The organism is Oligoflexus tunisiensis (assembly GCF_001748245.1).
Classification (GTDB): Bacteria; Bdellovibrionota_B; Oligoflexia; order Oligoflexales; family Oligoflexaceae; genus Oligoflexus; species Oligoflexus tunisiensis.
This window is the reverse complement of the sequence record NZ_BDFO01000001.1, coordinates 465,937-487,604: the sequence shown is the minus strand read 5'-3', so window position 1 is coordinate 487,604 and position 21,668 is coordinate 465,937. Positions and strand designations below refer to the sequence as shown.

General features: G+C 53.8%; 20 protein-coding genes, 1 tRNA gene and 1 pseudogene. 18 read left to right on the top strand and 4 right to left on the bottom strand.

Annotated features, from left to right (window positions below; genetic code table 11):
• Window positions 1-7 precede the first annotated feature (7 nt).
• The 5 genes from OLTU_RS02225 (at window position 8) to OLTU_RS02210 (ending at window position 2,608) form a co-directional block, all read left to right on the top strand.
• Entirely contained in the window at window positions 8-349 is a 342-nt protein-coding gene (locus OLTU_RS02225; RefSeq protein WP_141731132.1) for an ArsR/SmtB family transcription factor, read from the top strand.
• On the top strand, window positions 339-833 hold the full coding sequence (locus OLTU_RS02220; protein WP_141731131.1) for an SRPBCC family protein: 495 nt from the start codon (window positions 339-341) through the stop codon (window positions 831-833). The genes OLTU_RS02225 and OLTU_RS02220 overlap by 11 nt, the downstream gene beginning before the upstream one ends.
• Before the next feature lie 3 nt (window positions 834-836).
• Window positions 837-1,466, top strand: a complete 630-nt coding sequence (locus OLTU_RS02215) for a DUF6151 family protein (protein WP_141731130.1) — start codon at window positions 837-839, stop codon at window positions 1,464-1,466.
• Window positions 1,467-1,615: 149 nt separating this feature from the next.
• Entirely contained in the window at window positions 1,616-1,789 is a 174-nt protein-coding gene (locus tag OLTU_RS31730; RefSeq protein WP_218109792.1) for a hypothetical protein, read from the top strand.
• A gap of 216 nt (window positions 1,790-2,005) precedes the next feature.
• Complete coding sequence (locus OLTU_RS02210; protein ID WP_141731129.1) at window positions 2,006-2,608, top strand: hypothetical protein; 603 nt, start codon at window positions 2,006-2,008, stop codon at window positions 2,606-2,608.
• A gap of 38 nt (window positions 2,609-2,646) precedes the next feature.
• On the opposite strand, the gene OLTU_RS02205 is transcribed toward OLTU_RS02210, so the two are convergent.
• Window positions 2,647-3,321 carry a substrate-binding periplasmic protein gene (locus tag OLTU_RS02205; protein WP_218109791.1) on the bottom strand — a complete coding sequence of 225 codons (675 nt, stop codon included), beginning with the start codon at window positions 3,319-3,321 and terminating at the stop codon, window positions 2,647-2,649.
• Window positions 3,322-3,503: 182 nt separating this feature from the next.
• On the opposite strand from OLTU_RS02205, the gene OLTU_RS02200 reads away from it, so the two are divergent.
• On the top strand, window positions 3,504-3,875 hold the full coding sequence (locus OLTU_RS02200; protein ID WP_141731127.1) for a nuclear transport factor 2 family protein: 372 nt from the start codon (window positions 3,504-3,506) through the stop codon (window positions 3,873-3,875).
• 355 nt (window positions 3,876-4,230) lie between these two features.
• Here OLTU_RS02200 and OLTU_RS02195 read toward each other — a convergent pair whose 3' ends face one another.
• The gene (locus OLTU_RS02195) at window positions 4,231-4,803 is read right to left on the bottom strand and encodes a glutathione S-transferase family protein (protein ID WP_141731126.1); all 573 of its coding nucleotides are present in this window, start codon (window positions 4,801-4,803) and stop codon (window positions 4,231-4,233) included.
• 639 nt (window positions 4,804-5,442) lie between these two features.
• Here OLTU_RS02195 and OLTU_RS02190 point away from each other — a divergent pair.
• Together OLTU_RS02190 and OLTU_RS33065 are read left to right on the top strand one after the other, a co-directional pair.
• Complete coding sequence (locus tag OLTU_RS02190) at window positions 5,443-7,515, top strand: adenylate/guanylate cyclase domain-containing protein (protein ID WP_218109790.1); 2,073 nt, start codon at window positions 5,443-5,445, stop codon at window positions 7,513-7,515.
• 157 nt (window positions 7,516-7,672) lie between these two features.
• A pseudogene (locus OLTU_RS33065) lies at window positions 7,673-7,783 on the top strand (response regulator); the annotation flags it as partial.
• A gap of 83 nt (window positions 7,784-7,866) precedes the next feature.
• On the opposite strand, the gene OLTU_RS02180 reads toward OLTU_RS33065, so the two are convergent.
• A tRNA-Pro gene (locus OLTU_RS02180) sits at window positions 7,867-7,943 on the bottom strand.
• A 215-nt stretch (window positions 7,944-8,158) separates the two neighbouring features.
• Here OLTU_RS02180 and OLTU_RS02175 point away from each other — a divergent pair.
• The 5 genes from OLTU_RS02175 (at window position 8,159) to OLTU_RS02155 (ending at window position 12,597) form a co-directional block, all read left to right on the top strand.
• Window positions 8,159-9,688, top strand: coding sequence for an ATPase domain-containing protein (locus OLTU_RS02175; protein ID WP_141731123.1), 1,530 nt, complete (start codon window positions 8,159-8,161; stop codon window positions 9,686-9,688).
• A gap of 30 nt (window positions 9,689-9,718) precedes the next feature.
• A complete protein-coding gene (locus OLTU_RS02170; RefSeq protein WP_141731122.1) occupies window positions 9,719-10,084 on the top strand; it encodes a response regulator in 366 nt (121 codons plus the stop codon).
• A gap of 147 nt (window positions 10,085-10,231) precedes the next feature.
• Complete coding sequence (locus OLTU_RS02165) at window positions 10,232-10,852, top strand: hypothetical protein (protein WP_141731121.1); 621 nt, start codon at window positions 10,232-10,234, stop codon at window positions 10,850-10,852.
• A 97-nt stretch (window positions 10,853-10,949) separates the two neighbouring features.
• Window positions 10,950-11,702 carry a TSUP family transporter gene (locus tag OLTU_RS02160; protein ID WP_176736260.1) on the top strand — a complete coding sequence of 251 codons (753 nt, stop codon included), beginning with the start codon at window positions 10,950-10,952 and terminating at the stop codon, window positions 11,700-11,702.
• 112 nt (window positions 11,703-11,814) lie between these two features.
• Window positions 11,815-12,597, top strand: coding sequence for an MORN repeat-containing protein (locus OLTU_RS02155; RefSeq protein ID WP_141731119.1), 783 nt, complete (start codon window positions 11,815-11,817; stop codon window positions 12,595-12,597).
• On the opposite strand, the gene OLTU_RS02150 is transcribed toward OLTU_RS02155, so the two are convergent.
• Window positions 12,598-12,981 carry a VOC family protein gene (locus OLTU_RS02150; RefSeq protein ID WP_141731118.1) on the bottom strand — a complete coding sequence of 128 codons (384 nt, stop codon included), beginning with the start codon at window positions 12,979-12,981 and terminating at the stop codon, window positions 12,598-12,600.
• A gap of 161 nt (window positions 12,982-13,142) precedes the next feature.
• Here OLTU_RS02150 and OLTU_RS02145 point away from each other — a divergent pair, with 161 nt between their 5' ends.
• The 5 genes from OLTU_RS02145 to OLTU_RS02125 are packed head-to-tail and all read left to right on the top strand — an operon-like array spanning window position 13,143 to window position 21,565.
• Entirely contained in the window at window positions 13,143-14,366 is a 1,224-nt protein-coding gene (locus tag OLTU_RS02145; protein WP_141731117.1) for a lytic transglycosylase domain-containing protein, read from the top strand.
• 1 nt (window position 14,367) lies between these two features.
• Complete coding sequence (locus OLTU_RS02140) at window positions 14,368-15,093, top strand: hypothetical protein (protein WP_141731116.1); 726 nt, start codon at window positions 14,368-14,370, stop codon at window positions 15,091-15,093.
• Window positions 15,056-17,374: a tetratricopeptide repeat protein gene (locus tag OLTU_RS02135; protein WP_218109789.1), complete on the top strand. Its 2,319-nt coding sequence runs from the start codon at window positions 15,056-15,058 to the stop codon at window positions 17,372-17,374. Before OLTU_RS02140 ends, OLTU_RS02135 begins: the two co-directional genes overlap by 38 nt.
• Window positions 17,367-20,417: an ATP-binding protein gene (locus OLTU_RS02130; RefSeq protein WP_141731114.1), complete on the top strand. Its 3,051-nt coding sequence runs from the start codon at window positions 17,367-17,369 to the stop codon at window positions 20,415-20,417. Before OLTU_RS02135 ends, OLTU_RS02130 begins: the two co-directional genes overlap by 8 nt.
• Window positions 20,417-21,565 (top strand): tetratricopeptide repeat protein, encoded by a 1,149-nt coding sequence (locus OLTU_RS02125; protein ID WP_141731113.1) that lies wholly within the window; start codon window positions 20,417-20,419, stop codon window positions 21,563-21,565. Before OLTU_RS02130 ends, OLTU_RS02125 begins: the two co-directional genes overlap by 1 nt.
• Window positions 21,566-21,668 lie beyond the last annotated feature (103 nt).

Here is a 21,668-nt window from a genome sequence, read left to right as displayed (position 1 = left end):
GGGGCTTATGGGGAATGCGACTTTACAGCTGGATCACGTATTCAAGGCCCTTGCGGACCCCACCAGGCGCGCCATACTCGAAAGGCTGAGCAAGGGTTCGCGCTCCACCAAGGAACTGGCTGCCCCATTTGATATGGCTTTGCCTTCCTTTGTTCAGCATTTGAATCTCCTCGAGGCGTGCCACCTCGTGAGTTCGCGGAAGGAAGGCCGGGTTCGCACCTATTCCCTCAATGTGAGAGAGCTGAAAAAAGCCGAGGATTGGATGTCGCGCCAGCGCGCGATGTGGGAAAAGCGGCTGAATCAGCTGGATAGCTACCTTCAAACCCTTAAGGAGGACGATGATGGATAAGTTCAACCCGGAATTGGATTTGCGCCTGGAACGCGTGGCTGAAAACGTGAAGCCTGAGACCATCTGGAAGGCCTGGACGCGGCCGGAGCATCTCAAGCGCTGGTTTGTGCCGGAACCCTGGACCATTGCCGACGTGGAAGTGGATCTGCGGCCTGGGGGCATTTTCAGAACCGTGATGCAATCACCCGAAGGTGAGCAGTTTCCGAACCTCGGTTGTTTTCTGGAAATCGTGGAAAACAAAAAACTGGTGTGGACCGATGTTCTGCTGCCGGGCTTCCGTCCTGCGGCCACGGTGGAGTCCGGTGCCGATCTGCCCTTTACCGCCATTGTCCTGATCGAAGCGCACGGCAAGGGCTCCAAGTATACAGCCATTGCCATGCACAAGAATGTCGAAGACCGGAAGCGTCATGACGAGATGGGCTTTCAGGAAGGCTGGGGAAAATGCTTTGATCAGCTGATTGCCCTGGCGCCCGAGATTAGGTGACTTATGCAGGACGTCATCTCACTTCAATGTCAATGCGGGGCTCTGCGTGGGCAGCTCACAGGGTTGGCCCGGTCGCGGGCCCAACGCATCGTCTGCCTCTGTGATGACTGCCAGGCTTTTGCTCATTACCTCGGACGGGCTCAGGATATTCTCGATGCCAATGCTGGAACGGATGTTTATCCGGTTTATCCGGCGCAAATCATGCTCACACAAGGTGTCGAACACTTGCGCTGCCTGCGCCTCACCGCCAAGGGAATGTTACGCTGGTATGCCGGCTGCTGCCGGACGCCGATCGGAAATTGTATGGCCCAACCCCGGATGCCCTATGTGGGTATGATTCACTGCATCATGAATCATGCACAGGACGGGACGACTCATGAGGCGGCACTTGGTCCTGTTCATTCGCGCGTTCAGGGGAAATTTGGCATCGGCCCCCTGCCGCCAGGAACATATGAAAAAGCGCCGCTGAGTCTGATCCTGATTACCATCCGCTTTTTGACGATCGGCTGGATCAAAGGACGGCATCAGCCCTCGCCTTTCTTTGATGAAAAAACCGGACGACCGCGCGTCGAGCCTTATATTCTGACTCCAGACGAGCGCGAGAATTTGCGAAAATTCTGCGGTCCCGCCTGATTCCTCTCTGCCGCAAAAAACCACGGATAGCGTCATCAAAAGCGGCGTCATGAAGCTTGGGCTTAATTTTTGCATAGTTAGTCCCAGTCGCCTGGTGATGGAACCGGCATCCATGACAAGTCAAATAAGCCTGTTGGTGAGGGGGTCACGTGAATAGCATGACAACAGAAAAAGGAAAGCTGATTGATGCGAGCCAGGCCTTTTATCTGAATCGACTCCTGCTGGAACTTTTTCCAGTGGACCCCGGTGCGGAGCGACCAGGAAAAGTCATCTGGCTTTCATCGGTAAGGCTCTTTCGGACGAGACGCTACCGGCATGCATAAAGCCTCAGGGATTCAGAGGCCAGTCTGACAGCGGGCTCGCATTCCTATTTCAAAAGCAATCGGCAGTGGCGAACCGCACCCATCCCAATGATCCTCGAGGTACGCGGGTTCTGCAATATTTTCGTGCGTGTGTTCTCTCTAACAGCCTGCCGCTCGGCGGCTGCTTGAATGAAGCCATTCTGAATGGCTTTCCTCACACACTAGGAGAGAACACTCATGTTTCTGCGTACCCTCATGTCCCTCGTCTTCACTGTAAGCGCCACTTCGGCATATTCCCAGTTCCAGGTCGGAACCAAATTTGCTTGCTGTGCCATCCATAACAACAGCACCCTGGGCGGCGGCAGCTGCACCACTTACAACCGCACGCTGCGCGATCGCGCTCTGACTCAAGTTGATGCCCAGCTCCGCTGTGGAACCCAGAAAATGGTATGGGCCACCCATCAGTGTCCAGCCGCGGCGGGTGACTGTTCCTCCGCTCCAGCCCCGAAAATGTGTCCGGGTTATATTACGTTCAAGAACGCCACCAGCACCGCCATCAGCTTTAATATACTCAGTGGTTCGGCATGGTCGCTCGCCACTCTCGCCCCCAATGAAACACGGGCCATCCACGTTCAGGCCAAGCCTTCATCATCCGGTGATTGTAACGGAGTTTATACTCAGGTTTCTCATGACTGGCTCTATGAAGCTGGATCCCAGTCAACTCTGAGTTCGGTCTTTATCGGTGGAACGGCGACATTTGATTACTGGCGCGAAGGTCAATTGGGCTGGAACGATACGGATCCCAACAAGCGTGTGATCGGCACACGGATTCGGAATTAATGCTTTCTGTCCGATCAGAATTCAGTTTCTGATCGGGCTCACTCCTGATAATGAAGGTCACGATCCTTCTTCAACACAGCCTGGAAATTTGTGGCCGCCTCGGTATCCTTGGATGTGTCATTGGCAAAGATCCAGATATCCTCTTTTCCTACCAGGGAGACGATGTCATCGTCTCCCAAACGTACGGTCGGACGCGGGCTGCCATTGAAATTCAAATGCACTCCGATCATGCCATCCACACGCCCGCTACGATACATTTTCCAGCCCTGAGCATAGGTGTTGGTCCAGGTCAGCTGCAGACCCGGGCAGCGTTCAGCGAGCTTCTTCGCATAAAAGACGTTGCGAAAGGACGCGAGGTTCATCCCTTTTAAAGATTCGCAGTTGGGCGTTGGCTTCTTGGCGACGACAACGATATCAACAGAGTTGGCTTTGGCAAGCTTGTGGAGCGTCATGCCTGGAATCTGATGATCGAGAGACATCACGAACTGCACATTGTTGGATTGCAGCTCCTTGAACGCCCGAGTATTAGGCAAAGAGACGATGTCACATTCCACGTTGGCCTTGGCACAAAGATTTTTCGCCAGGCCGGTATTATTGGTCTTTGCGCTTTGACTCTTCTCGCTGACCTGCATGACAGCCAGACGATACCTGGGCTCCGCTTCCAGTGCCCATCCCCACAAAAACAACAGGGTTGTCGTTACAAACAATCGCATTACCATAAGCAGACTCTCGTTTTGGTAAAGAGTTTGCAGACATCCTCGATTACGGCTTTCCGCGTCTCAGGCTGTTTTACTCTCTTGCTTGAAAACTTTCCAGCAAATAGCAGAGGGTCTGGTGCGAGGCCATGCGGCATTCCTATCTTAGTAAAGACCAGTATGAATCGGAGGTATTCCTCATGAAGCACGATCCGCAGGATATTGTCCGCGCATGTTATCGAGCTTATGTTGAAAAGGATCGGGAGCTGCTCGAAAATCTTATCACTGAAGATTTTCACTTTACCAGTCCACTTGATAACCGCATTGATCGTCCGGCCTATTTCAATCGCTGTTGGCCGAATAGCGCCATGATTCAAGAGTTCACGTTCATTCATGTTTGTGAACAGGGGGAGCAGGTATTTGTTACCTATGAGGCGCTGAATAAAAATGGAAAACGTTTCAGGAACACGGAGATTGCAACGGTGAGAGGCGGAAGGATTGTGGATGTTGAGGTTTACTTTGGATGGAATATTCCGCATGAAGCGGAACCTGGAGGGTTTATCAATCCGTAAGCTGCTGAGCGAGCGACCACAAAGGGTGGCCGCCACCGGTGACCATCTCTCAGGCTGCTTTTCGTTCAGCAAAGCCTTTGCTGCTGACTTTGCCTGCAGGTGTCCTCTGAGCAGCAGGTTGGGTACCCATGCTTCCAGAGTTGTGCAAGACCTCTACGCGATCATGCGCATCTTCTGATCCCGTGTGAGCAGTGAATGAGCAATTGAAGACCTAGTAGCATAAAAATGTTTTTGGTAGGTCAGCCGCTATGTTTCGTGGGTCGAAAACACGGACACAGCGGTTGACCTTGATGAAGCTCATGATGTTGTCAAGAGAGGCGGCTGATTCAATATCTGGAAAGTCCTGAGACTCACGCTAAGAAACAGCTTTTCGACAGGCCGGGCGCTTCGTGTGCTTCATGAGGTATTCCTCCAAAAGAGGATGCCCTTCGAGGAGTTTCAACGTGTGTGCGAGGTGGAGAATGGCAGCCATCATCAGATCGGCGGCGGTAAAGTGCTCGCCCACCAGGACCTCTCGGCCTTTGAGCGTGGTCTCGACTACCTTGAGCACATCATTCAGCCGGTTCCGGTACTGAGCGAGGTTCTCCTGTTGCAAACCGGTCTTCTTCTCCTCAGGAAGGTGCGCGTGCTCATGGAACTTCATGACCACGGGTTCAAGGCTTCCCTCGGCGAAGGACATCCATTGGTAATACTGGCCTCGCTCAGAAGAACCGGGTGGTGGCGCCAGATGCCTCTCAGGGAATCTGTCAGCCAGGTGGATTAAACAAATCGCCGAGGCTTCGAACAGCGTGACATCTCCATCGACGAGAGCCGGGAAGTCGCCCTGTTTCGAAGCGTCGACCCTCACGAGTTCGTATGGTTCCTCGAGTTCCTCCAGTAGCCAGCGGAGACGCGTGGCTCGGGTCCTTGGGGTGAAGTAGAGTTTCATCGGTGTGCTCCTCGAAGTGGAAACGTATCATTGAGGTTCGCGAATGCTCCTGCTCATCCAACCGCTCTCGGTCTTCTGGGTCTTTCTCATTCTTTGATGCAGCGGCCATCTCCCAAATAATAACGCTATCACGTAGACACCTATGACAATTTTACTAAAAACAACCTTGGTCTTCACCACAAATTTAATAATTAGAACCAGTACTTTTCAACGCCTCAGTACGAGCCGGATTCGCATGTACCTACCTGGAAGGCCCCCCTCATCGAAGCTCTTTGATTGATGACAAAATTTTGATTGCCGTCGCCCCATTCCCTCGGTTGTTAGAATCGCGGACTCTTTTTCTTTGAACTGTATGCGTTCGCGATCAGCTGGGAAAAACCAGCGCTTTCATAATAGCAGTAGCTGAACTCCTTCTCACATGGTTCGGGTCGCCGGGGTTTTGGGGATGGGCTGTAAGTAAACTTCCAAAAAAATCAGGGTAGTCCTTTTAGGGCAGACTAACAGAGTTTTTCAGGAAATTTCGTTACTTGGACAATCTTTGCTTCTGTTCTCAAACTGCTTTTAGCCGATAAATTTGGGGATCAACACCCAGAAACCCGACGAGGAAACCCAGGCTTGATGCCTCTATTCCCAGTCCTTATGCTGCTGATTTCGCTGCTGGCCCCGGGCAGGAACGGTTTCGCATGTGCGCCATCCTCCATCGCCTTTTGCAGCATCGATCTGACAGAAGCGCCCTGGCTGGCTCGCCGGGGCTTCTCCCGTGACTGGACCCGGCAGGAATTCCAAGCAGAAGAACGCGTGAAACAACGCTTCCCCCTGCTCATGAACGAAATCTTCCCGACCTCCTACGGCCTGCGTATCAGCGAGTTTACGTTACAAACGGAGTTTTGGCTTGAACCTGCGGGACTGCAGGAATCTTTGGTTCTGTTTCTGGAACAAATCGGCGAAGGCTGGGAAATCTATCTCAACGGTCACCTTTTGGAATCGCAGCTCTTTCTCAGTTCGGATGGTCAGCATCTGCTTCGTTACAGGGTTGTCAAGGATCTCGTCCTCGATCTGCCCTATCCTTTCTTAAGAAGCGGGAAAAATATCCTGACCATCCGCATCGTCGGCCATCATCCGCTCAGCGGAATTAATCTCAATAACATGAGTGGCTTGGGGCGCTTCAAGTACCTCATCACCTCCACGCGTCAGGCGCCTTCCTCCAATCGATTCCTGCAGGTGGCTCTCTTTACGACCCTGGTGACGGTGGGAAGCTTCTTCCTGGCTTCCTATATATTGATCAATCGCTACCGTTACTTCCTTTTTGCCGGTTTGTTTCTGATCGACGTCGGAATGTTTTATGTCCTTAAAATTGGGCTCATCGATCATCTCTTTGATGATATCCGCTATAAGTTGAAGCTGGAATTCATCGTACTCGCTGGCACTTATCCTCTGCAACAGCTCTCGGTTGATAGCTTCCTCTTCAACAGGGAGCGTCCTCCCTTCTTCTCCAAGCTCATCTATGCCCTCAGTTCCATCTTTATAACTGGCTATCTTTTCACGCCAGTGCCGTTCAACCAGGTATTGATTCGCGCCTGGCAGCTGCTCGCTGTATTTTTTGTGGGCTGGCTGATCTTCCGCCTGTTCTCGGCTGTCAGATTGAAAAAGCGAGACGCCAGGAAATGCGCCCTTTTGCTATTTGCTGGCGCTGTAGCGACCTGGATCGATGTGCTCTCCAGCATCATGAACACTCCGCTCGGTGAAACCGGACAGTATGCTGCCCTAGGCCTTGTTTTCCTCATGATCTTCATTCTTAGCAAGGAGCAGCTGCGATCCCAATTGGAACTCCAACATCTGGCAGAAGCGCTCACGCAGGAAAAGGAATCGATCGCCCGCTTCGTGCCCACCCAATATCTGACTTATCTGGGCAAGAAAAGTACAGTCGAGGTGAAGCTGGGTGATCAGGTGCAGCGTACCATGTGCATCCTCTTCGCCGATATTCGTTCTTTCACAGCACTCTCAGAGCAAATGACTCCCCAGGCAACCTTCAACTTCATTAATGCGTACCTCGGCCGCGTCGGACCTATCATTCGGCAATATGGAGGCATCATCGATAAATACATAGGTGATGGCATTATGGCACTTTTTCCAGGTTCTGCAGATGACGCTGTGCAGGCGGCGATTGCCATTCAAAAGGAAGTGGAAGCTTACAACCGGCAGCGTGAGGCTGAGCAAGAGTCACCGATCGCTGTCGGTATCGGGATTCACCGTGGAGAGCTGATGCTGGGAACAGTTGGGGAATCCAAGCGTATGGAAGGGACTGTTATTTCCGATTCGGTCAACGTCGCATCGAGACTCGAAGGGTGGAGCAAGGATCTCTCAGTTCGTATCGTAGCCAGCCAGGCTCTGCTGGACAATGTGAAACAGGAAATCACCGGGGTTCGTCGTCTTGGTCGAATTGCGGTCAAAGGCAAGGTCCAGCACATCGAGGCCGTGGAGATTTTCGAGGGAGCCCCGGATTTGGAGTATCGCGGCAAAATTGAAACTCTGGCTCTCTTTCATGAGGCCATGGCTGCCTTCCACGCCGCGCAGTGGACGAAGGCAGTTCACCTTTTAGGCAGAGTCCTGGAGCAAAACCCCAGGGATCTGACCAGTCGCTTTTACAAGGAGCAGGCGGAAAGGCGGGATCGAGATCCTCTTCACGCGCTAGAGCCGGATATGGCAGGCTAGATCCATACCGAATGCGACCGACGGAAACGAACTTTCTCATCCCATCGCAGCAGTTTCGCAGGTTTCATAACAGCAAATGCTGGAGTGATGGAGTCGGCGCACCCCGAACACCTCTAACGAACAAAACCTTCAATAAGGATGAGCGGAAGTTGATTGCGCAGCGAATGGCAAAGAGGGTGTGGAGAAAGCCTTGCTTGGAGACTATGACCTCATTCTCATGGATTTAGATATGCCAGTGATGGACGGGAAAAAATTAATACGCGGATGAAGTAGTGGATTCGATCAAGAATCGAGAGATGTTCACTGTAGAAGCTAGCAGTCAGAAAACGGAAATATAAACAAGGAGGAAGATGGTCGGGGCGACTGGATTCGAACCAGCGACCGCACGCCCCCCAGACGTGTGCGCTACCAGGCTGCGCTACGCCCCGATACCTTGGGAGACTCCGTTTCTACTGTAATTTCGAGGCTCGATCAACCGGGAATTACAGGGTTTTGGCAGAAAATTCGAACCTATTGACGCGGTTTGGTGAGTTGGGTCGCCAGGTGCGCAGCTTGGCCCTACTTAATGATGCCAGGAGGAGGCGATTCCTGATCCTCCCCCAGTGAGTTCTGGGATATAGATGGTATTTTGGGAGGCTGAGTCGTGGGCACGATCGAGACAGAACATCATGACGAAGCAGGGGCCACCAACACCACGGTTCTATCCACCGGCATCGCGAGTCTGGATCTCCTGCTTGATGGCGGGATCACTGCCAATGCGCTTTATCTATTCGAAGGAATGCCAGGTGCGGGGAAAACCATCATGGCGAGCCAGATCGCATTCTCCTTCGCCAAACGTGGCAAGCAGGTCATCTATTTATCCCTGATCGCAGAATCTCACGGCAAACTCCTTCAAAATATTCGCAAGCTGGACTTTTTCGACGAAGCCATGGTCGGCATTTGTCTGCGATACCTAAGCGCCTATTCGAATGTCATGGAAAAAGGGCTTTCTGGACTTCTCGAAATTCTTGTTAACACAGTCGAAAAATATGCGCCGTCCTTGATCGTTATCGATGGCTTTCGCACCGCGCGCGACATTGCAGCGACAGAACTTGATTTTACAAGGTTTATCCACGAGCTGAACACATTTGCAACGACCCTGAACTGCACCATTCTCCTCCTGAGTCCCTCGTTGAGCGGCTCGACTCGATCGGAGCATACGCTGGTTGATGGTGTGATCGAGCTTACGCGCTCCCATACCGGCATGCGATCAAGACGTGAAATCGAAGTGCATAAATTCAGAGGAACCAATCACTTGACCGGAAAGCACATCTTTCTCATCACCGCGCAAGGTATTGAAATATATCCGCGAGTGGAGGCCAGGTGGAATACTTTCCCTGAAGAACCGGTCATACAGAACGAACGCCTGGCTTTTGGAATCCCACAATTTGATAGGATGTTGCTTGGTGGGGTGCCGGGCAACTCAACGACGGCCCTGATGGGTTCACCCGGCGCAGGCAAAACACTCTTTGGTCTGTATTTTCTCTTGGAAGGCATAAAAAACCGGGAGGTCGGGTTATATTTTGGATTTTATGAGACTCCGTCGCGACTTATCCGCAAAGCGGAAAATTTAGGCCTGGCGCTTGGTCGTGAGGTGCAGAAAAAAAATATCCATATCATGTGGAGACCACCGACGGAGCAATACCTTGATCAGCTCGCCGACCAGCTGATTGGGAGCGTGGAAAAGTTCGGTGCCAAACGGATTTTCATCGATGGCATGGAAGGCTTTCGCGATTCGTCCACCTCTCCCGACCGCATGCCCCGGTTCCTGACAGCCTTGACAGCGAAGTTACGATCCATGGGCACCACGACTCTCTATACCGAGGAAATGCCTCTTTCCAGTCCAGAAATCCGCAGCTCGGTGACAGAGCTTTCTGCCCTGGTGGAGAATGTTATCCTGTTCCGGTGCATCGAAGAATCAGGTCACCTCACGCGATCGCTGTCGATTATCAAGATTCGTGACAGCGGATTTGATCATGCAGTGACCCGATTCACAATCGCAGATGATGGAATCAAGCTACTAAAATCCAAGGGAGGCTCCGAAACCGATTTCGCCCGTGCGGACCTCGGAAGTGCCAAGGCGACGAGCAGGCCGAAACAGAAAAAAGCCTCAGCAAAAAAGACAAAGAAATGATTGGAATTCTCAGGCAGGAGCATTGATTTTATGACGGCGATCCTCATCGTCGAAGACGAACCTGATCTTCAGCACCTGCTTAAAATCTTTCTGAGCAAGGCTGGATACGATATTCATTTAGCCAGCGATGGGGCTCAAGGGCTTCAGAGTTTACAAAAGTCACGACCTGATTTGATCGTCACTGATATCATGATGCCTAATATGGATGGGCTGGAGATGATCCGTGAAATCAGAAAAAACATTCCGAAAGAAGAGCTGCCCATCATAGTAAGTTCAGCCGTTGCCCCGGATGCTGCGACTCAGGCTCTTACGGATGGATACTTGCGCAAGCCGATCATGATGGGGCAACTGAAGGCTCTTGTTGAAAAGGTGCTTCGTTCCCAGGCCGGGTCGTAATTTCACGGATTGTTCCTTATCCTCCCCACACGTGGTGATTTCACCCTAAGACCCTGCAGCCTTTCACTATGGATAACCTTGCTCCATTGTCGAGTGAGGCCGGCCGCACTATGATGCCATCGAATTCACTCTCAAAGGAGGTTTTCCATGTATATGAAGCCCGGACTTGGAATTTCCATGGTTCTTTTATTGAGCTCCATCGGCCTGCCCACCCATGCTTGGGCGGGCGATTCTCCCGCTCAGGAACAGGCTGTGGTCATCGACCAGCTGACAGAAGGCTGGCCTGAGAAGCCACGTGATCTGGCGCGCGTGCTCGCACAGAAATATGGAATGCCCGACGAATCAACATCCAAAATGCTCGTTTGGGAAAACAGAGGTCCTTTCAAGCGCACCATACTGCGACGTGAGGAGGTGCCTCATAACATGCCCAAGCCACACACGGATTTTCTGGAGCAGGTGATCGCATTCCGGGTTCCCACTGACAGGTTCAACGACGTGGGAACTTTCGATGGCAGCATCGTCATCCGCCGCACGGATGGGGAGATGTCCGCCACCTGCGATAAGGAGGAGAACAATATCGTTTCTCTGAACGTTGCTTTTGATGTCGTTCAGCGAAGCCGAACAGTTGACGAAGCCCGGCATTTCCTCGCCCGGACCATCGCCGAACTCGCCGCAGGCCAGACACCGGGTTATGCTCAGGAACTCAAGTTCCCGACGCAGTCGATCGTTGACGCCCGGGATCCTGATGTTCCCGTTTCCCCGGAATAAGTTCCGCTTGTCATGGCACACCGGGTCCTGCCCGGTGGATGCGCTTTACCAGCTCCGGTAATCTGTTATCCTGAGAATGGATAACAGAGGAGCCTCCATGAGTTTGACCTGGCTCGGCGTCTACCTGGCCATTGCAATCACCAGCACACTATCAGGAGTTTTGGGAATGGGTGGCGGCATGCTGCTCATGGGATTCCTGACTCTGGTATTGCCGACGGGAACGGCCATGATGCTTCATGGTCTGGCGCAGATGGCGGCCAATGGATCACGGGTGCTGCTTCACATCCGGCATGTGGCGTGGCGAATCCTGCCGGCCTATGGACTGGGAGCCGCAGGGGCGGTTTTTCTTCTTTATGCTGTTCAGTTTCTACCGGAACGGTGGCTGATTTATCTGCTGATGGGTTCCATGCCATGGTTTGCACTTTATGGCAAAAGACTGATGGTGCTGGACATCGAAAAGCCTCTTCATGCTGTGTTTTGTGGCCTTCTCGTGACGACGCTGCAGCTGGCTTCGGGTGTCTCCGGACCGGCGCTCGATATTTTTTATCTGCATACGCGCATGTCCCGCCATCAGATCGTCGCCAGTAAAGCCATCACACAGGCGCTGGGGCATGGATTGAAACTTTTATATTACGGATCCATGCTGTCCACGGCCGCCTTCTCCAGCAGTGAAATTCTTGCGGTCTGCGGGGTGGCTCTGCTGGGGACAGTGCTCGGGGGAAAATTTCTGGACAAGGCCAATGATCAGAGTTTTCAGCTCTGGTCACGGCGGATCATTCTGCTCATCAGTGTGGTTTATCTGGTGCAGGGCTTTTATGAACTCAGCCTGGTTCTTGGTGTTACAGGATAAATCACGCTATTTCGACACCCTTCCCCACCTGAGAACGAAAAATGAGTACCCGCCTCTAGCCCTGGGCGCCCTTCCCAGGTAAGACCAGACAGCACCTGGCCGGAGGCTTCCCATGTTCCCACGCTTTCATTGGCTTTTCCTGATCATCCTAACATGCACCGCGGCACGACTCGCCGCGGCTGACATCACCTATCCCAACGGCGACGTTTACACGGGTGAATTGAAAAACGGCCAACGCCACGGCAAAGGCCGCATGAAATACGCCAATGGCCGGGAATACTCAGGCGAATGGTTTGAAGACATGCGCAAAGGTTATGGTTCGCAAGTCTGGAAGGACAGTCCCAAATATATTTCCTATGAAGGACTCTGGGATGACAACCTTCCCAACGGCAGTGGTACCATGAAATTCAAGTCGGGATTTACATATCGTGGGGAATTCAAGGACGCCAGGTTCCATGGTCAAGCCACGGTCACCTATCCCAGCGGCGATGTTCGTTATGGGAACTTTTTGAATGGCAAACGCGAAGGCGATTTTCTTCTCATCACAGCCCGCAAACGAACCTATAGGGAAACCTTTGTTCAGGACCAGAGAACCTCCGTCGTTAACATCACAGGATCCAGCCCTGAAAAAACCGTTAACCGTGGATCGGTGGAATGGGTCCTTGATCCGCACCGCATCCCCCTGGGCATGAGAATCCGCGCCTTCCACGATAACAAGGACCTGCCCCGTCTCGGGGTTAAAGTCGGCGACCTTATTCAGGAGCTTTGTGATATCAAACTCACAACCACGTTTGAGTACCAAAAAGCCGATCGCACTCTCATGGCCAAGGAAAAACCATGCACCGTCAAACTCCAGCGCGAAGGTCAATTCTTGATTTTAAATGACATCCAATAATTATTCCGGATTGTGACAAACAGCCTCAATATTATGCCCATCCGGGTCCAGCACAAACGCCCCATAATAATTCGCATGGTACTGCGGCCGCAGGCCGGGCCCGCCGTTGTCCTTCCCGCCGACAGCCAGGGCTGCCTGATAAAACGCGTCCACCATCTGCCGTGACCTGGCACGGAACGCCACATGCAGCCGGGCCTGGACCGGGCCCACACTCAACCAGAAATCCGGATGCGGTTTCTCCCCAAAGCCTGCGATATCAGGCGCGCCGCTTCCGGAACTGGGAAATTCCATCAAAATCTCATAATTCAGAGGCGCCAAAGCTTTGACATAGAAGTCCCGGCTTTTCCGGAAGTCGCTGACAGTCAAACCTATGTGATCGATCATCTCAACCCTCTTTGGTCACTATGGTTTCCAAAATTCCCACAGTCTATCCACGTCCCCAGGGCCTGTAAACCCTTTGGTCAGAAATTTGGCGGCCTGCCCAGCTCCGGGAAGGCTGATTAAGATGTACATAGGAGAATCACGCCATTCAGGAAGGTTGTGCCATGCGCCTCGCAACCGTAGCTTTACTCTTCAGCCTGACGACCTGGACCGCCAGCGGCTTCAGTCAGACGGAGAGCGAAACTCAACTCATCGATTCGGACCAGACCTTTCCCGCTACACCTTTGGTGAAAGCGCAGTCGGAGTTCTGGGTCAAGATCTTCCGTCGTTATAAAAGTTCCGCGATCGTCATCCACGATCCCGAGTACGTTGATATCATCATTGATGTTGTCGACTATGATAGTTTCAAACAGAAATACAATAATGGTCGCTCGTTCAATCGCAACGAGAAGCGTGATATCCTCAATCGCTATGTGGAACGCTACCAGATCGCCATCACGCGCCTGCAAAAAATCGGCAAAAAAGCCCTCGAATACGGGCCCATGGAGCAGCGCGTCCTGCAGGTCTATAGCAAACGCAAGGAAACCCTGTCCCGATTGTTCACCGAGGAAATCTATCTGCGGACCCAGCAGGGCCTTTCGGATGAATTCGCCCGCGCGGCGGAGCGCGCCGATTCCTATCTGCCCTATATGGAACGCATCTTCCGCAACCGGAATCTGCCGCATGAACTGACCCGCATCGCATTTGTCGAGTCCATGTTCAACCGTGAAGCTCTTTCCAAAGTCGGGGCTTCCGGCGTCTGGCAGTTCATGCCGAATACTGCAAGGATTTACATGACGGTGAACAGCTATATCGATGAGCGGCTGTCCCCTCTCAAGGCTTCCTATGGTGCCGCTATGCTCCTCGAACAAAACCATAAAAGATTAAAAATCTGGCCTTTGGCCATCACGGCATACAATCACGGGGCAGGTGGCATGCAGCGCGCGGTTCGGACCGTGGGCTCGAGCAATCTGGATGATATCATACGCCGCTACAAAGCCGGCAGCTTCGGTTTTGCCAGCCGGAACTTCTACAGCGAGTTCCTGGCCGCACGGCAGGTGTATAAGGATCTCTACGAAGAGCAGGCCAATACTCACAAAAATCCCCTGAAGATCGATCACATCCGTCTGGAACGGCCCGTGTCCGTGCATCAGCTGATCACGCAGACCCCACTCAAAAAGGAAATTTTACAGGAATACAATCAGTGCATTCTGCCGAAAGCCTTCGCCAATAAGCATAGGCCCTTGCCCACAGGGTTTGAAATCATCGTTCCTCAGGAACTCTCTGCTCAGGTCCGTCGTTCTCTGAAGCAACTGCGCAGCACCACAGTCGCCCGAGGAGATCGTTAATATGCGTCATCTTTCTTTCCTGCTGATCACCGGCCTGCTCTCCCTCGCGGCCTCCAGTCCCAAGCACCGTGAAAGCACCGAAAGTGTTCTGGATCGGCTTGAACGCAAGCTGATGGAACAGGAGGCGGCCACCCTTCGCATCACTGCGCCACCGGTTTCCCGACCGAAAAAAAGCAAGGAACCCGTGCAGCGCATTGAAATGCCGGCCAGCGTCATGGCCGCTCCGCTCCCCCTGGAGCCAGGATTTGATGCCATCGCCAAGGACCTCCGTGAACTCGAGCAGGATGCGGATGAACTCTCGGGCCAGGTGGAAAAACTCAAATCCGATTTTCTGGCCATGGCGGACAAGGGGAACTTTGTTGAAATCAAACTCGTGATCGAAGATCCCAATGCCATGGTCGTCCGATCCATGGCACTGACCATCGACACGCATCCCGTCTACGAAACCCAGGACCACGAAGGCCAATGGATGCCTGGTCCGGAAATTCTTCTCTATGCCGGCCCCATGGAGCCCGGTACGCATGAATTGAATCTGAAGGGCCGGATCGTCAGACGCCATGAAGGAAACGTGCCGCTCGATCAGAATCTCTATCACGCTTACGATCAAAATCTTCAAGTGGTGGTCCCAACGGGAGCTTTCCGTCAGGGTTATCGATTGAAACTCGCGAAACCTGAAAAGCAGAACATCCATGCCCAGGCCGTCTTGGAAAATTATCAGATTCCCTAAGGAACGCCTTCCTGCGCTTCCGGACTTCAGACTCGGTCTTGCGGGTCTGGCTGTGCTTTCCTCATCCCTTGTGGCTTCAGAAATCCGTGATGACCTGCCCCAGGCCACGCGCCATCTGCAGGAACGCATGGAGGCCCTGAGGGCCGCCGAGGACAAGGAAACGATGGGCGTGGTCCTTCACGCAGTGGACCAGGCCTTTGCTCTGGCCGAGCAAAACCTCAAGGAACGGGAATATATCGCCGTTATCCGCAATCTGAACTATGTCCTCAACCAGGCTCCGCAGCTGCCTCAGGAACGCTATATGCGCGCCCACTATATGCTGGGAACAGCCTATGAAGAATTGAAACAGATCAGCCGCGCGGGCAAGGCCTGGCTCCGTTATCTCAGCAGCTTTACGACCCAGCAGGGCGATGAAAACCTGCGCCTCCTTGAAGTGATCCGTCGTGTGCTCCTGATTCAGGAACAGCTGTCGGAGGGACAAAGATCACAGCTGCAGAGACTTCTTGCCGATATCACCGCTCTGCAGATGGCTCCGGAAATTCGTGCGGAGATTCATCTGCTCGCGGCCATGTCAGCCATTCACAATCGCAACTATCGGCTGGCGGACAGCTGGCTTGAAAAAGTCAGAAGCACCAAAGCTTCGGAACGATTGTGGGCCGAGGCCTCATTCTATGCCGGCCTGAGCGCCATGAAGCAGGGCAAGGAACAGGACGCGGAAAAGATCTGGCTCGAGGTTGCCGGTGTCAGCGATGAGTCCCTGATCATGATCCGTGACCTGGCGGCACTGAACCTCGGTCGCCTCTATGCCGCGCGCAAAATGCCAAAGCATGCGCTGCAGTGGTATGCGAAAGTCAAATTTCCAGGACTCACGACCCGCCTCGCTGCTTATGAAGTCACGCTGCTTTTGGCTCAAAACAAGCAGTTTGCTGAGGCCGGGCAATTCGCGCAGAGCTATATCAGCAACTATCCCAATACCGCGGAAGCTCATGAGCTGAAGGAAAGTCTCCCGCTCTTCCTCTACCAGGCCGGGCATCTCGATCTCGCGGAATCGAGGATGCGTGATCGCGACAAGGCGCTGACGGAGCTCAAGGACTGGCTCGAGGTCACGACCCGTGGAAAGCTGGCTGTCAATAGCAGCGATCTGCAGGACGTTGATGAGCATATTGAAGTCTTTGCCATTCGTTCCCCGACGATCGACCGCAGCCGTGGCCTTTTTCAAAAACTCGAACATCAGGCCAGAATCCTCCAGGAGCATCGCAACGAACTGCGCAGCATGATGCTGACTCTGGGCCGCGTCCTGGATCCTGACCTCAGACCCCGTGTCGTGCATCACAACAAACAGCTGAATCTTCTCATTGATGAGTGGGCTCAGCTGGGCGAGCGTCTGGTGGCAGGAGAACGTGATCTTTACAACGAACAGCTCAGCTCTGCGGAAAAAGTCAGCCTCGATCGTTCCCAGGCCCGCCGGGTGAAACTGCAGGACATCAACAAGGAATGGCGGCGCAAACATACCGGCACCTGGCAGGAACTGAGCCGCACCTCATTGCGCCTCGGGGAGCTGGCCCGTCGTCTCGAAAGTCATCAGGCCGCGTTGAGCCCTATCATGCTCAAGGAACACTCCACCAATCACGCCAAACTTCAGGAATATGCTCAGTTCGCCCGGGATCTCAGCCGTCAGATCGCTTCCCTGCAGGCTCGTGCTCATGTCCTGGTGGAAAACCATCGCCGCAACATGCTCGCTCAGCAGCTCAAGGATTCCCCTTATCAGCTGACCCGGAAGCGGCTCCTTTTGAATGCTCAGGAATTTCTGGATGCTGAAGCCATCTTTTCGCGACGTCGGGATCTCTTCAATCATCCCATGAAAAAGCACGCGCAGGAGGACTACCAGCAGACCTGGAATGGCTTCCGCACCATCGCCGGCCAGGTCCTCCATTACATTCAGCAGCAGGAAAAGCGGGAGAAGGATTGGCTCGACGCTCAGCTGAAAACGTTCGATCAACTCAATCAGAAGCTCGCGGAGCTGCGTGGCCGGGAATTGGAATTGGAACGCCGTCTCGGAAACCTGACCGCCCAGGCCTGGCCTTCGGTCATGGATCATCTGAGTTTTCATATCAATGAGCAGCAGGCGCGGGCCAAGAAATGGATGGCCGATCTGCAGTGGCAGCGTTCCATGAATCAGGCGCAAAAGCGTGCCGCGTCGAGCAAAGAGCAGGAACGCAAGGAAACGGATCTGCAGGAGAGCCTGAAAGATCTGGAACTGGAGGGGGCATTGCATGAATAAAATCCGTCCATTCACCCTGCTTACGGGCTGGCTCGTTTCCGGGATGCTGTATGCCGGTCCGCTTCGCCCTGAGGTTCCTGATCCGGAATCCGTTCAGGCTTATGGCCAGTTCTGGCGTTCCTTTGATGACTATGAAAACCATCGACGCAATAGCCAACAGAGTCAGACCATGGGAGCCTGGGATCAGATCCGCCAGGAATTTTCCTATCAGGATGCCGCGGAGCGCGATCGCGAACTCGACCTTCTGCAGGAGGCCGCGGCGCGCTATAAGCATCATCTGGAAAACCATCCCGAGGCTGGCAATGCGCCTTACGTGAAACTGAATCTGGCCCAGATCCAGGCGAATATCGCGAGCCTGCGCGACGAACAGAGTCCGAAATCCGGCGACGAATATCGAAAGATCGCTCTGAGCCTTCTGGCCGAAATCAACAAGGAGCACCCGGCTTTCGCCCTGCAGGAGGAATCCCAATATTTAAGAGCCACCCTGCTCGAAGGCCTCGGACAGAATGAGACCGCGTTCACGATCTGGGAGGCCCTGTCAGCCAAGGCCCGCATCTCCATTTACGGGGTGCATGCCTCCCTCGCCGTGGGGGATCATTATTTCGCCAAGGAAAAACCTGTTGATGCGCTGAATGCCTATCGCAAAGGCCACACCCTTCTGAAAACACTCGAGGTGGCGGACAAGGATCTGGAGCTGCTGCGTTTTCAGTATCGTATCGCCTGGGCCGCCTATCGCGCGGCTGAACTTGAGCAGTGCATTGCCACAACCGTGGCGCTTCTGGAGCCGGGACATGAATTCCGCAACCTGCGGGTGAAACAAAAAGTGGAAGCCGATGCCGTGGAGTTGGCCGGTGATGCCCTCTTTGAAAAGGACGATATGGCCACCATTCGTTCCACCCTGCGCAATAAACTCATTCGCGGTCATGCAGCGGCCATCGGCCTGCGTATCATGAATCGCCAGATGGGGCTTGAAGCCAAGGAAAACCTGCTGGAAATCGGCCCCTTTCTGGTCGAAAACTTCCCCAAGGCCAAGGAAATGCCCGACATCCTGATGCTGCTGGCCAATGTTTACAAGGAACAAAAGCAGCAGGACCGTTATCTGGCCACTCTGGAAAGACTGTCCCTGCTTCTGCCGGCCAACAGCCTCTGGCGCGATCACCAGCAGTCCGAGCCGCAGGTGATTCAGAACATGGAGGAAAAGTCCCTGGCGGCCACTCAGCTGCTGGCGGCACAAACCTATGAGCAGGGCATGGTGCAGGGTTCTCCGGCGAGCTTTAAAACCGCGCTGACCTTTTATGACAACCTCATCCGCAGCAAACCCCAGCATCCGGAAGCGGAAATGTGGAAGCTGCGTCGTGCCCACTGTCTTTATTTCTCGGATCAATGGGCTGAGGCGGACAAAGCCTACGAGGATTTCAAGAGTGATCGTCAGGTGACACCAGCGAATCTTGAAGTCGCCTCCTATCAACAGATTCTGGCCCGCGAAAAAATCTGGCGCCAGTCGCTGCAAAAAACCACCAAAAGTCGCGGCACGCCCGGCAAGGATCCCCTGGTGGTGGAAAAGCTGCGCAAGCTGGAGCAGGGCATCGACGAATTCGCGGACCGTTTTCCTGGGCGTCCGCATACGGTGGATCTTCTTCTGCTTGCCGCCTCGGCGAATCGCGATCTGAACAACTACGTGGAAGCGGAGAAATACTGGAGCCGCTCCCTCCTGTCGGATCCTTCCCCGGGACAAAGAACATTGGCCATACGCGGTCTCGTGCAGGCCCGCATCAAAAACGGGACACCCCAGGATATCGTGGCCCTGGCGCGAAATTATTTGAAACTGGAGAACTGGAACGAACTCGGCTCCGGTTTTGGCAGTGAATTGAAAGGTGTCCTGTCGGCTGCGGCCAAGGACGCCGGGGACAGCCTGAATAAAAAGGGAGAGGTCAAGGAAGCCGGACGCCTGCTGCTGAGTCTGGCCGAGGAATTCCCTGATCTTCCGGATTATGACAATATCTACCGCGACGGCGCTTACTATCTCGCCATCGGCGGCGCCTGGAATGAAGCGCAAAAGGCCAGTGAAAAGTATCTGGCCCGCGACGATCGCCCCAGGACAGCGGACATGCTTTATCTCAAAGCCCGCTCCCAGGAATATCAGATGCGCTTCCGCGAGGCGGCAGGCACCCATCTGGCTTTGGTGGAAAACCATCCTCGTCATGCCCGCAGTCCAAACAGCATTCAACGCGCCGAGGATCTGGCTTTGGCCGAGGATGAATATCGCACGGCAGGACGTGCAGCCATGCTCGCGGTTCAGTATCAAAAAAATCTCGACGGGCGTTACGATGCGCTGGTCCGGGCTTCCGGGCACTATAAGCAAACCCAGGCCTGGGATCAGGCTCTCGTTGCACTCCACGAAGCCCAGAAAATTTCCCGGCGCCCTGGCACCAAACTAAAAACCAAAATGGAAATCGCCCGGCTGATGCTGGCCAAAGGTGATCGCGAGGAAGCCACCAAACTTTACAAGCAACTGGCCCAGGAAACCGCCCGGCGTCAGGAGAACATCGATAAGGCGACCTTCCAGGCCATTGCCGGTGAAGCCAATTTTCAGCTGGCGGAATTTGAAAAACAGAATTTTGAAAACGTCGGGCCTCTGGAGGAAAAGGCTCAGCGCCTGGAGCGAAGCCTGGCCTATTATGCCAAGGCCATCGCCACGCAGGATCCGGAATGGGCGACACGGGCCCGCTTTGGTGCCGGGCAAACGGCTGAGAAAATGAGCCAGAGCATTCGCAATGTCCTGGCCCAGCGCGACCGCTCCCGTGATGACAATTCCCGCTCGCTTCAGGATCAGGCGCAGCGTTGGCAAAGTCTCGCTCAGGAGTATTTCAGCCAGAATCTTCTGGTTCGCAACAAGGAGCCTCATCGCTATAAAGATAGCGTCTGGATCGAAAAATCCGCCATGAAACTCTCCGGCATGGCACCCGGTGGTCCCAAAACGGAAGAAAAGATTGAAGTCCCTGCTTCCGTTGGAACATCCACACCCTACATGTGGAGTCACTAATGCGTTCCCTGCTTATCCTGACCATGACTCTGGCCGCCTGTGCCTCAGAACCCGACACGAACACGCTGGATGATGTGAGCCTCCCGCCTACACCTGCCCATGCTTTAAGCATGCAGCAAAAGCCGGAAAACATGGATCCTCAGCAGATCTTTGACTGGCAGCGCTACTATAAACGCGCACCCAATGCGCAGGAGCAAAAGGCGATTGTGAGCGCAGTCCAGGCCACGCCTCCGGCCACCGTGGACGAGCGTCTGCGGCAGGCCCGCAATGTGATGGCCCTCGGGCGTCGCCAGGAGGCCCGTCGTATTTATGAAGACATCCTGCGCGATGAACCGGATCAGATCGATGCCCAGCTCGAACTTACGCATCTTTATCTGGCTGAAAACAATGTCGAACGTGCCTTTGATTATCTGACATCCATCCGCAAAATCCTCGGCCAGATGGAAAAGCCCCCCCTGGATCAGACTTTTCGCTATCGCTATGCGCTGGCCCTGACCTATATCCAAAGCCAGAACCGCAAAAAAGGTCACGATATCCTCACCGAGCTGCTCCAACGCGACCCTGGTTTTCTGCCAGCCTACGGAGCCCTCGCCCAGTCGTATCTGGAGCAGGAAAAGCTGGATGTCGCGGAATTTATTGGCAAGCGCGGCCTCGATAAGGGCCGGGATGATCCACGCCTCACCAACCTCCTGGCCGTCATCGCCTTGCGCCGCAATCGGCTGGATGACTGCAAGGCCTGGCTTCAGAAAACGCTGGCCCAGAATCCGGACTATGTCCCGGCCCTCATCAATCGGGCCAACCTAGCCATTCAAAGACGTGAGTATGCAGTCGCGGAAAACGATCTGCAGCGGGCGGCGACCCTGGAGCCGCTCAATAGCGAGGTGCAAATCGCCCTCGGTCTTCTGATGAAACGGACCGGCCGGATCAGTCATGCCAAGGTTGCCCTGGAAAAAGCGGTCGAGCTCGACCCGCAGAATGCCTTTGCCCGTTACCATCTGGGGGTTGTTCTGAGCGATGACTACAAGGACAGAACCGGTGCTCTTCAGCTTTTTTATGACGTTCTGCAGGCCGATGAAAAATATTCGGGCCTTAAGAATATGGCAAAAGTTCAGATTGAAGCCATTCGGGATAGCCGCTTGTATGAATAGTGTGATCGTCCTTCATAAGAAAGTGCTGCGGGAATCCTTAACTTCCCAACTCTCCTTCCGATATGAAAGACGATCCTCTCGTCATTCTTAGGTAGGAGCCTCT

Bases quoted from the DNA above. Each gene is read 5' to 3' on its own strand.
- OLTU_RS02225 (WP_141731132.1), top strand. From the start codon at position 8: ATGGGGAATGCGACTTTACAGCTGGATCACGTATTCAAGGCCCTTGCG.
- OLTU_RS02220 (WP_141731131.1), top strand. From the start codon at position 339: ATGATGGATAAGTTCAACCCGGAATTGGATTTGCGCCTGGAACGCGTG.
- OLTU_RS02215 (WP_141731130.1), top strand. From the start codon at position 837: ATGCAGGACGTCATCTCACTTCAATGTCAATGCGGGGCTCTGCGTGGG.
- OLTU_RS02210 (WP_141731129.1), top strand. From the start codon at position 2,006: ATGTTTCTGCGTACCCTCATGTCCCTCGTCTTCACTGTAAGCGCCACT.
- OLTU_RS02205 (WP_218109791.1), bottom strand. From the start codon at position 3,321: ATGCGATTGTTTGTAACGACAACCCTGTTGTTTTTGTGGGGATGGGCA.
- OLTU_RS02200 (WP_141731127.1), top strand. From the start codon at position 3,504: ATGAAGCACGATCCGCAGGATATTGTCCGCGCATGTTATCGAGCTTAT.
- OLTU_RS02195 (WP_141731126.1), bottom strand. From the start codon at position 4,803: ATGAAACTCTACTTCACCCCAAGGACCCGAGCCACGCGTCTCCGCTGG.
- OLTU_RS02190 (WP_218109790.1), top strand. From the start codon at position 5,443: ATGCTGCTGATTTCGCTGCTGGCCCCGGGCAGGAACGGTTTCGCATGT.
- OLTU_RS02170 (WP_141731122.1), top strand. From the start codon at position 9,719: ATGACGGCGATCCTCATCGTCGAAGACGAACCTGATCTTCAGCACCTG.
- OLTU_RS02165 (WP_141731121.1), top strand. From the start codon at position 10,232: ATGTATATGAAGCCCGGACTTGGAATTTCCATGGTTCTTTTATTGAGC.
- OLTU_RS02160 (WP_176736260.1), top strand. From the start codon at position 10,950: ATGAGTTTGACCTGGCTCGGCGTCTACCTGGCCATTGCAATCACCAGC.
- OLTU_RS02155 (WP_141731119.1), top strand. From the start codon at position 11,815: ATGTTCCCACGCTTTCATTGGCTTTTCCTGATCATCCTAACATGCACC.
- OLTU_RS02150 (WP_141731118.1), bottom strand. From the start codon at position 12,981: ATGATCGATCACATAGGTTTGACTGTCAGCGACTTCCGGAAAAGCCGG.
- OLTU_RS02145 (WP_141731117.1), top strand. From the start codon at position 13,143: ATGCGCCTCGCAACCGTAGCTTTACTCTTCAGCCTGACGACCTGGACC.
- OLTU_RS02140 (WP_141731116.1), top strand. From the start codon at position 14,368: ATGCGTCATCTTTCTTTCCTGCTGATCACCGGCCTGCTCTCCCTCGCG.
- OLTU_RS02135 (WP_218109789.1), top strand. From the start codon at position 15,056: ATGCCCAGGCCGTCTTGGAAAATTATCAGATTCCCTAAGGAACGCCTT.
- OLTU_RS02130 (WP_141731114.1), top strand. From the start codon at position 17,367: ATGAATAAAATCCGTCCATTCACCCTGCTTACGGGCTGGCTCGTTTCC.
- OLTU_RS02125 (WP_141731113.1), top strand. From the start codon at position 20,417: ATGCGTTCCCTGCTTATCCTGACCATGACTCTGGCCGCCTGTGCCTCA.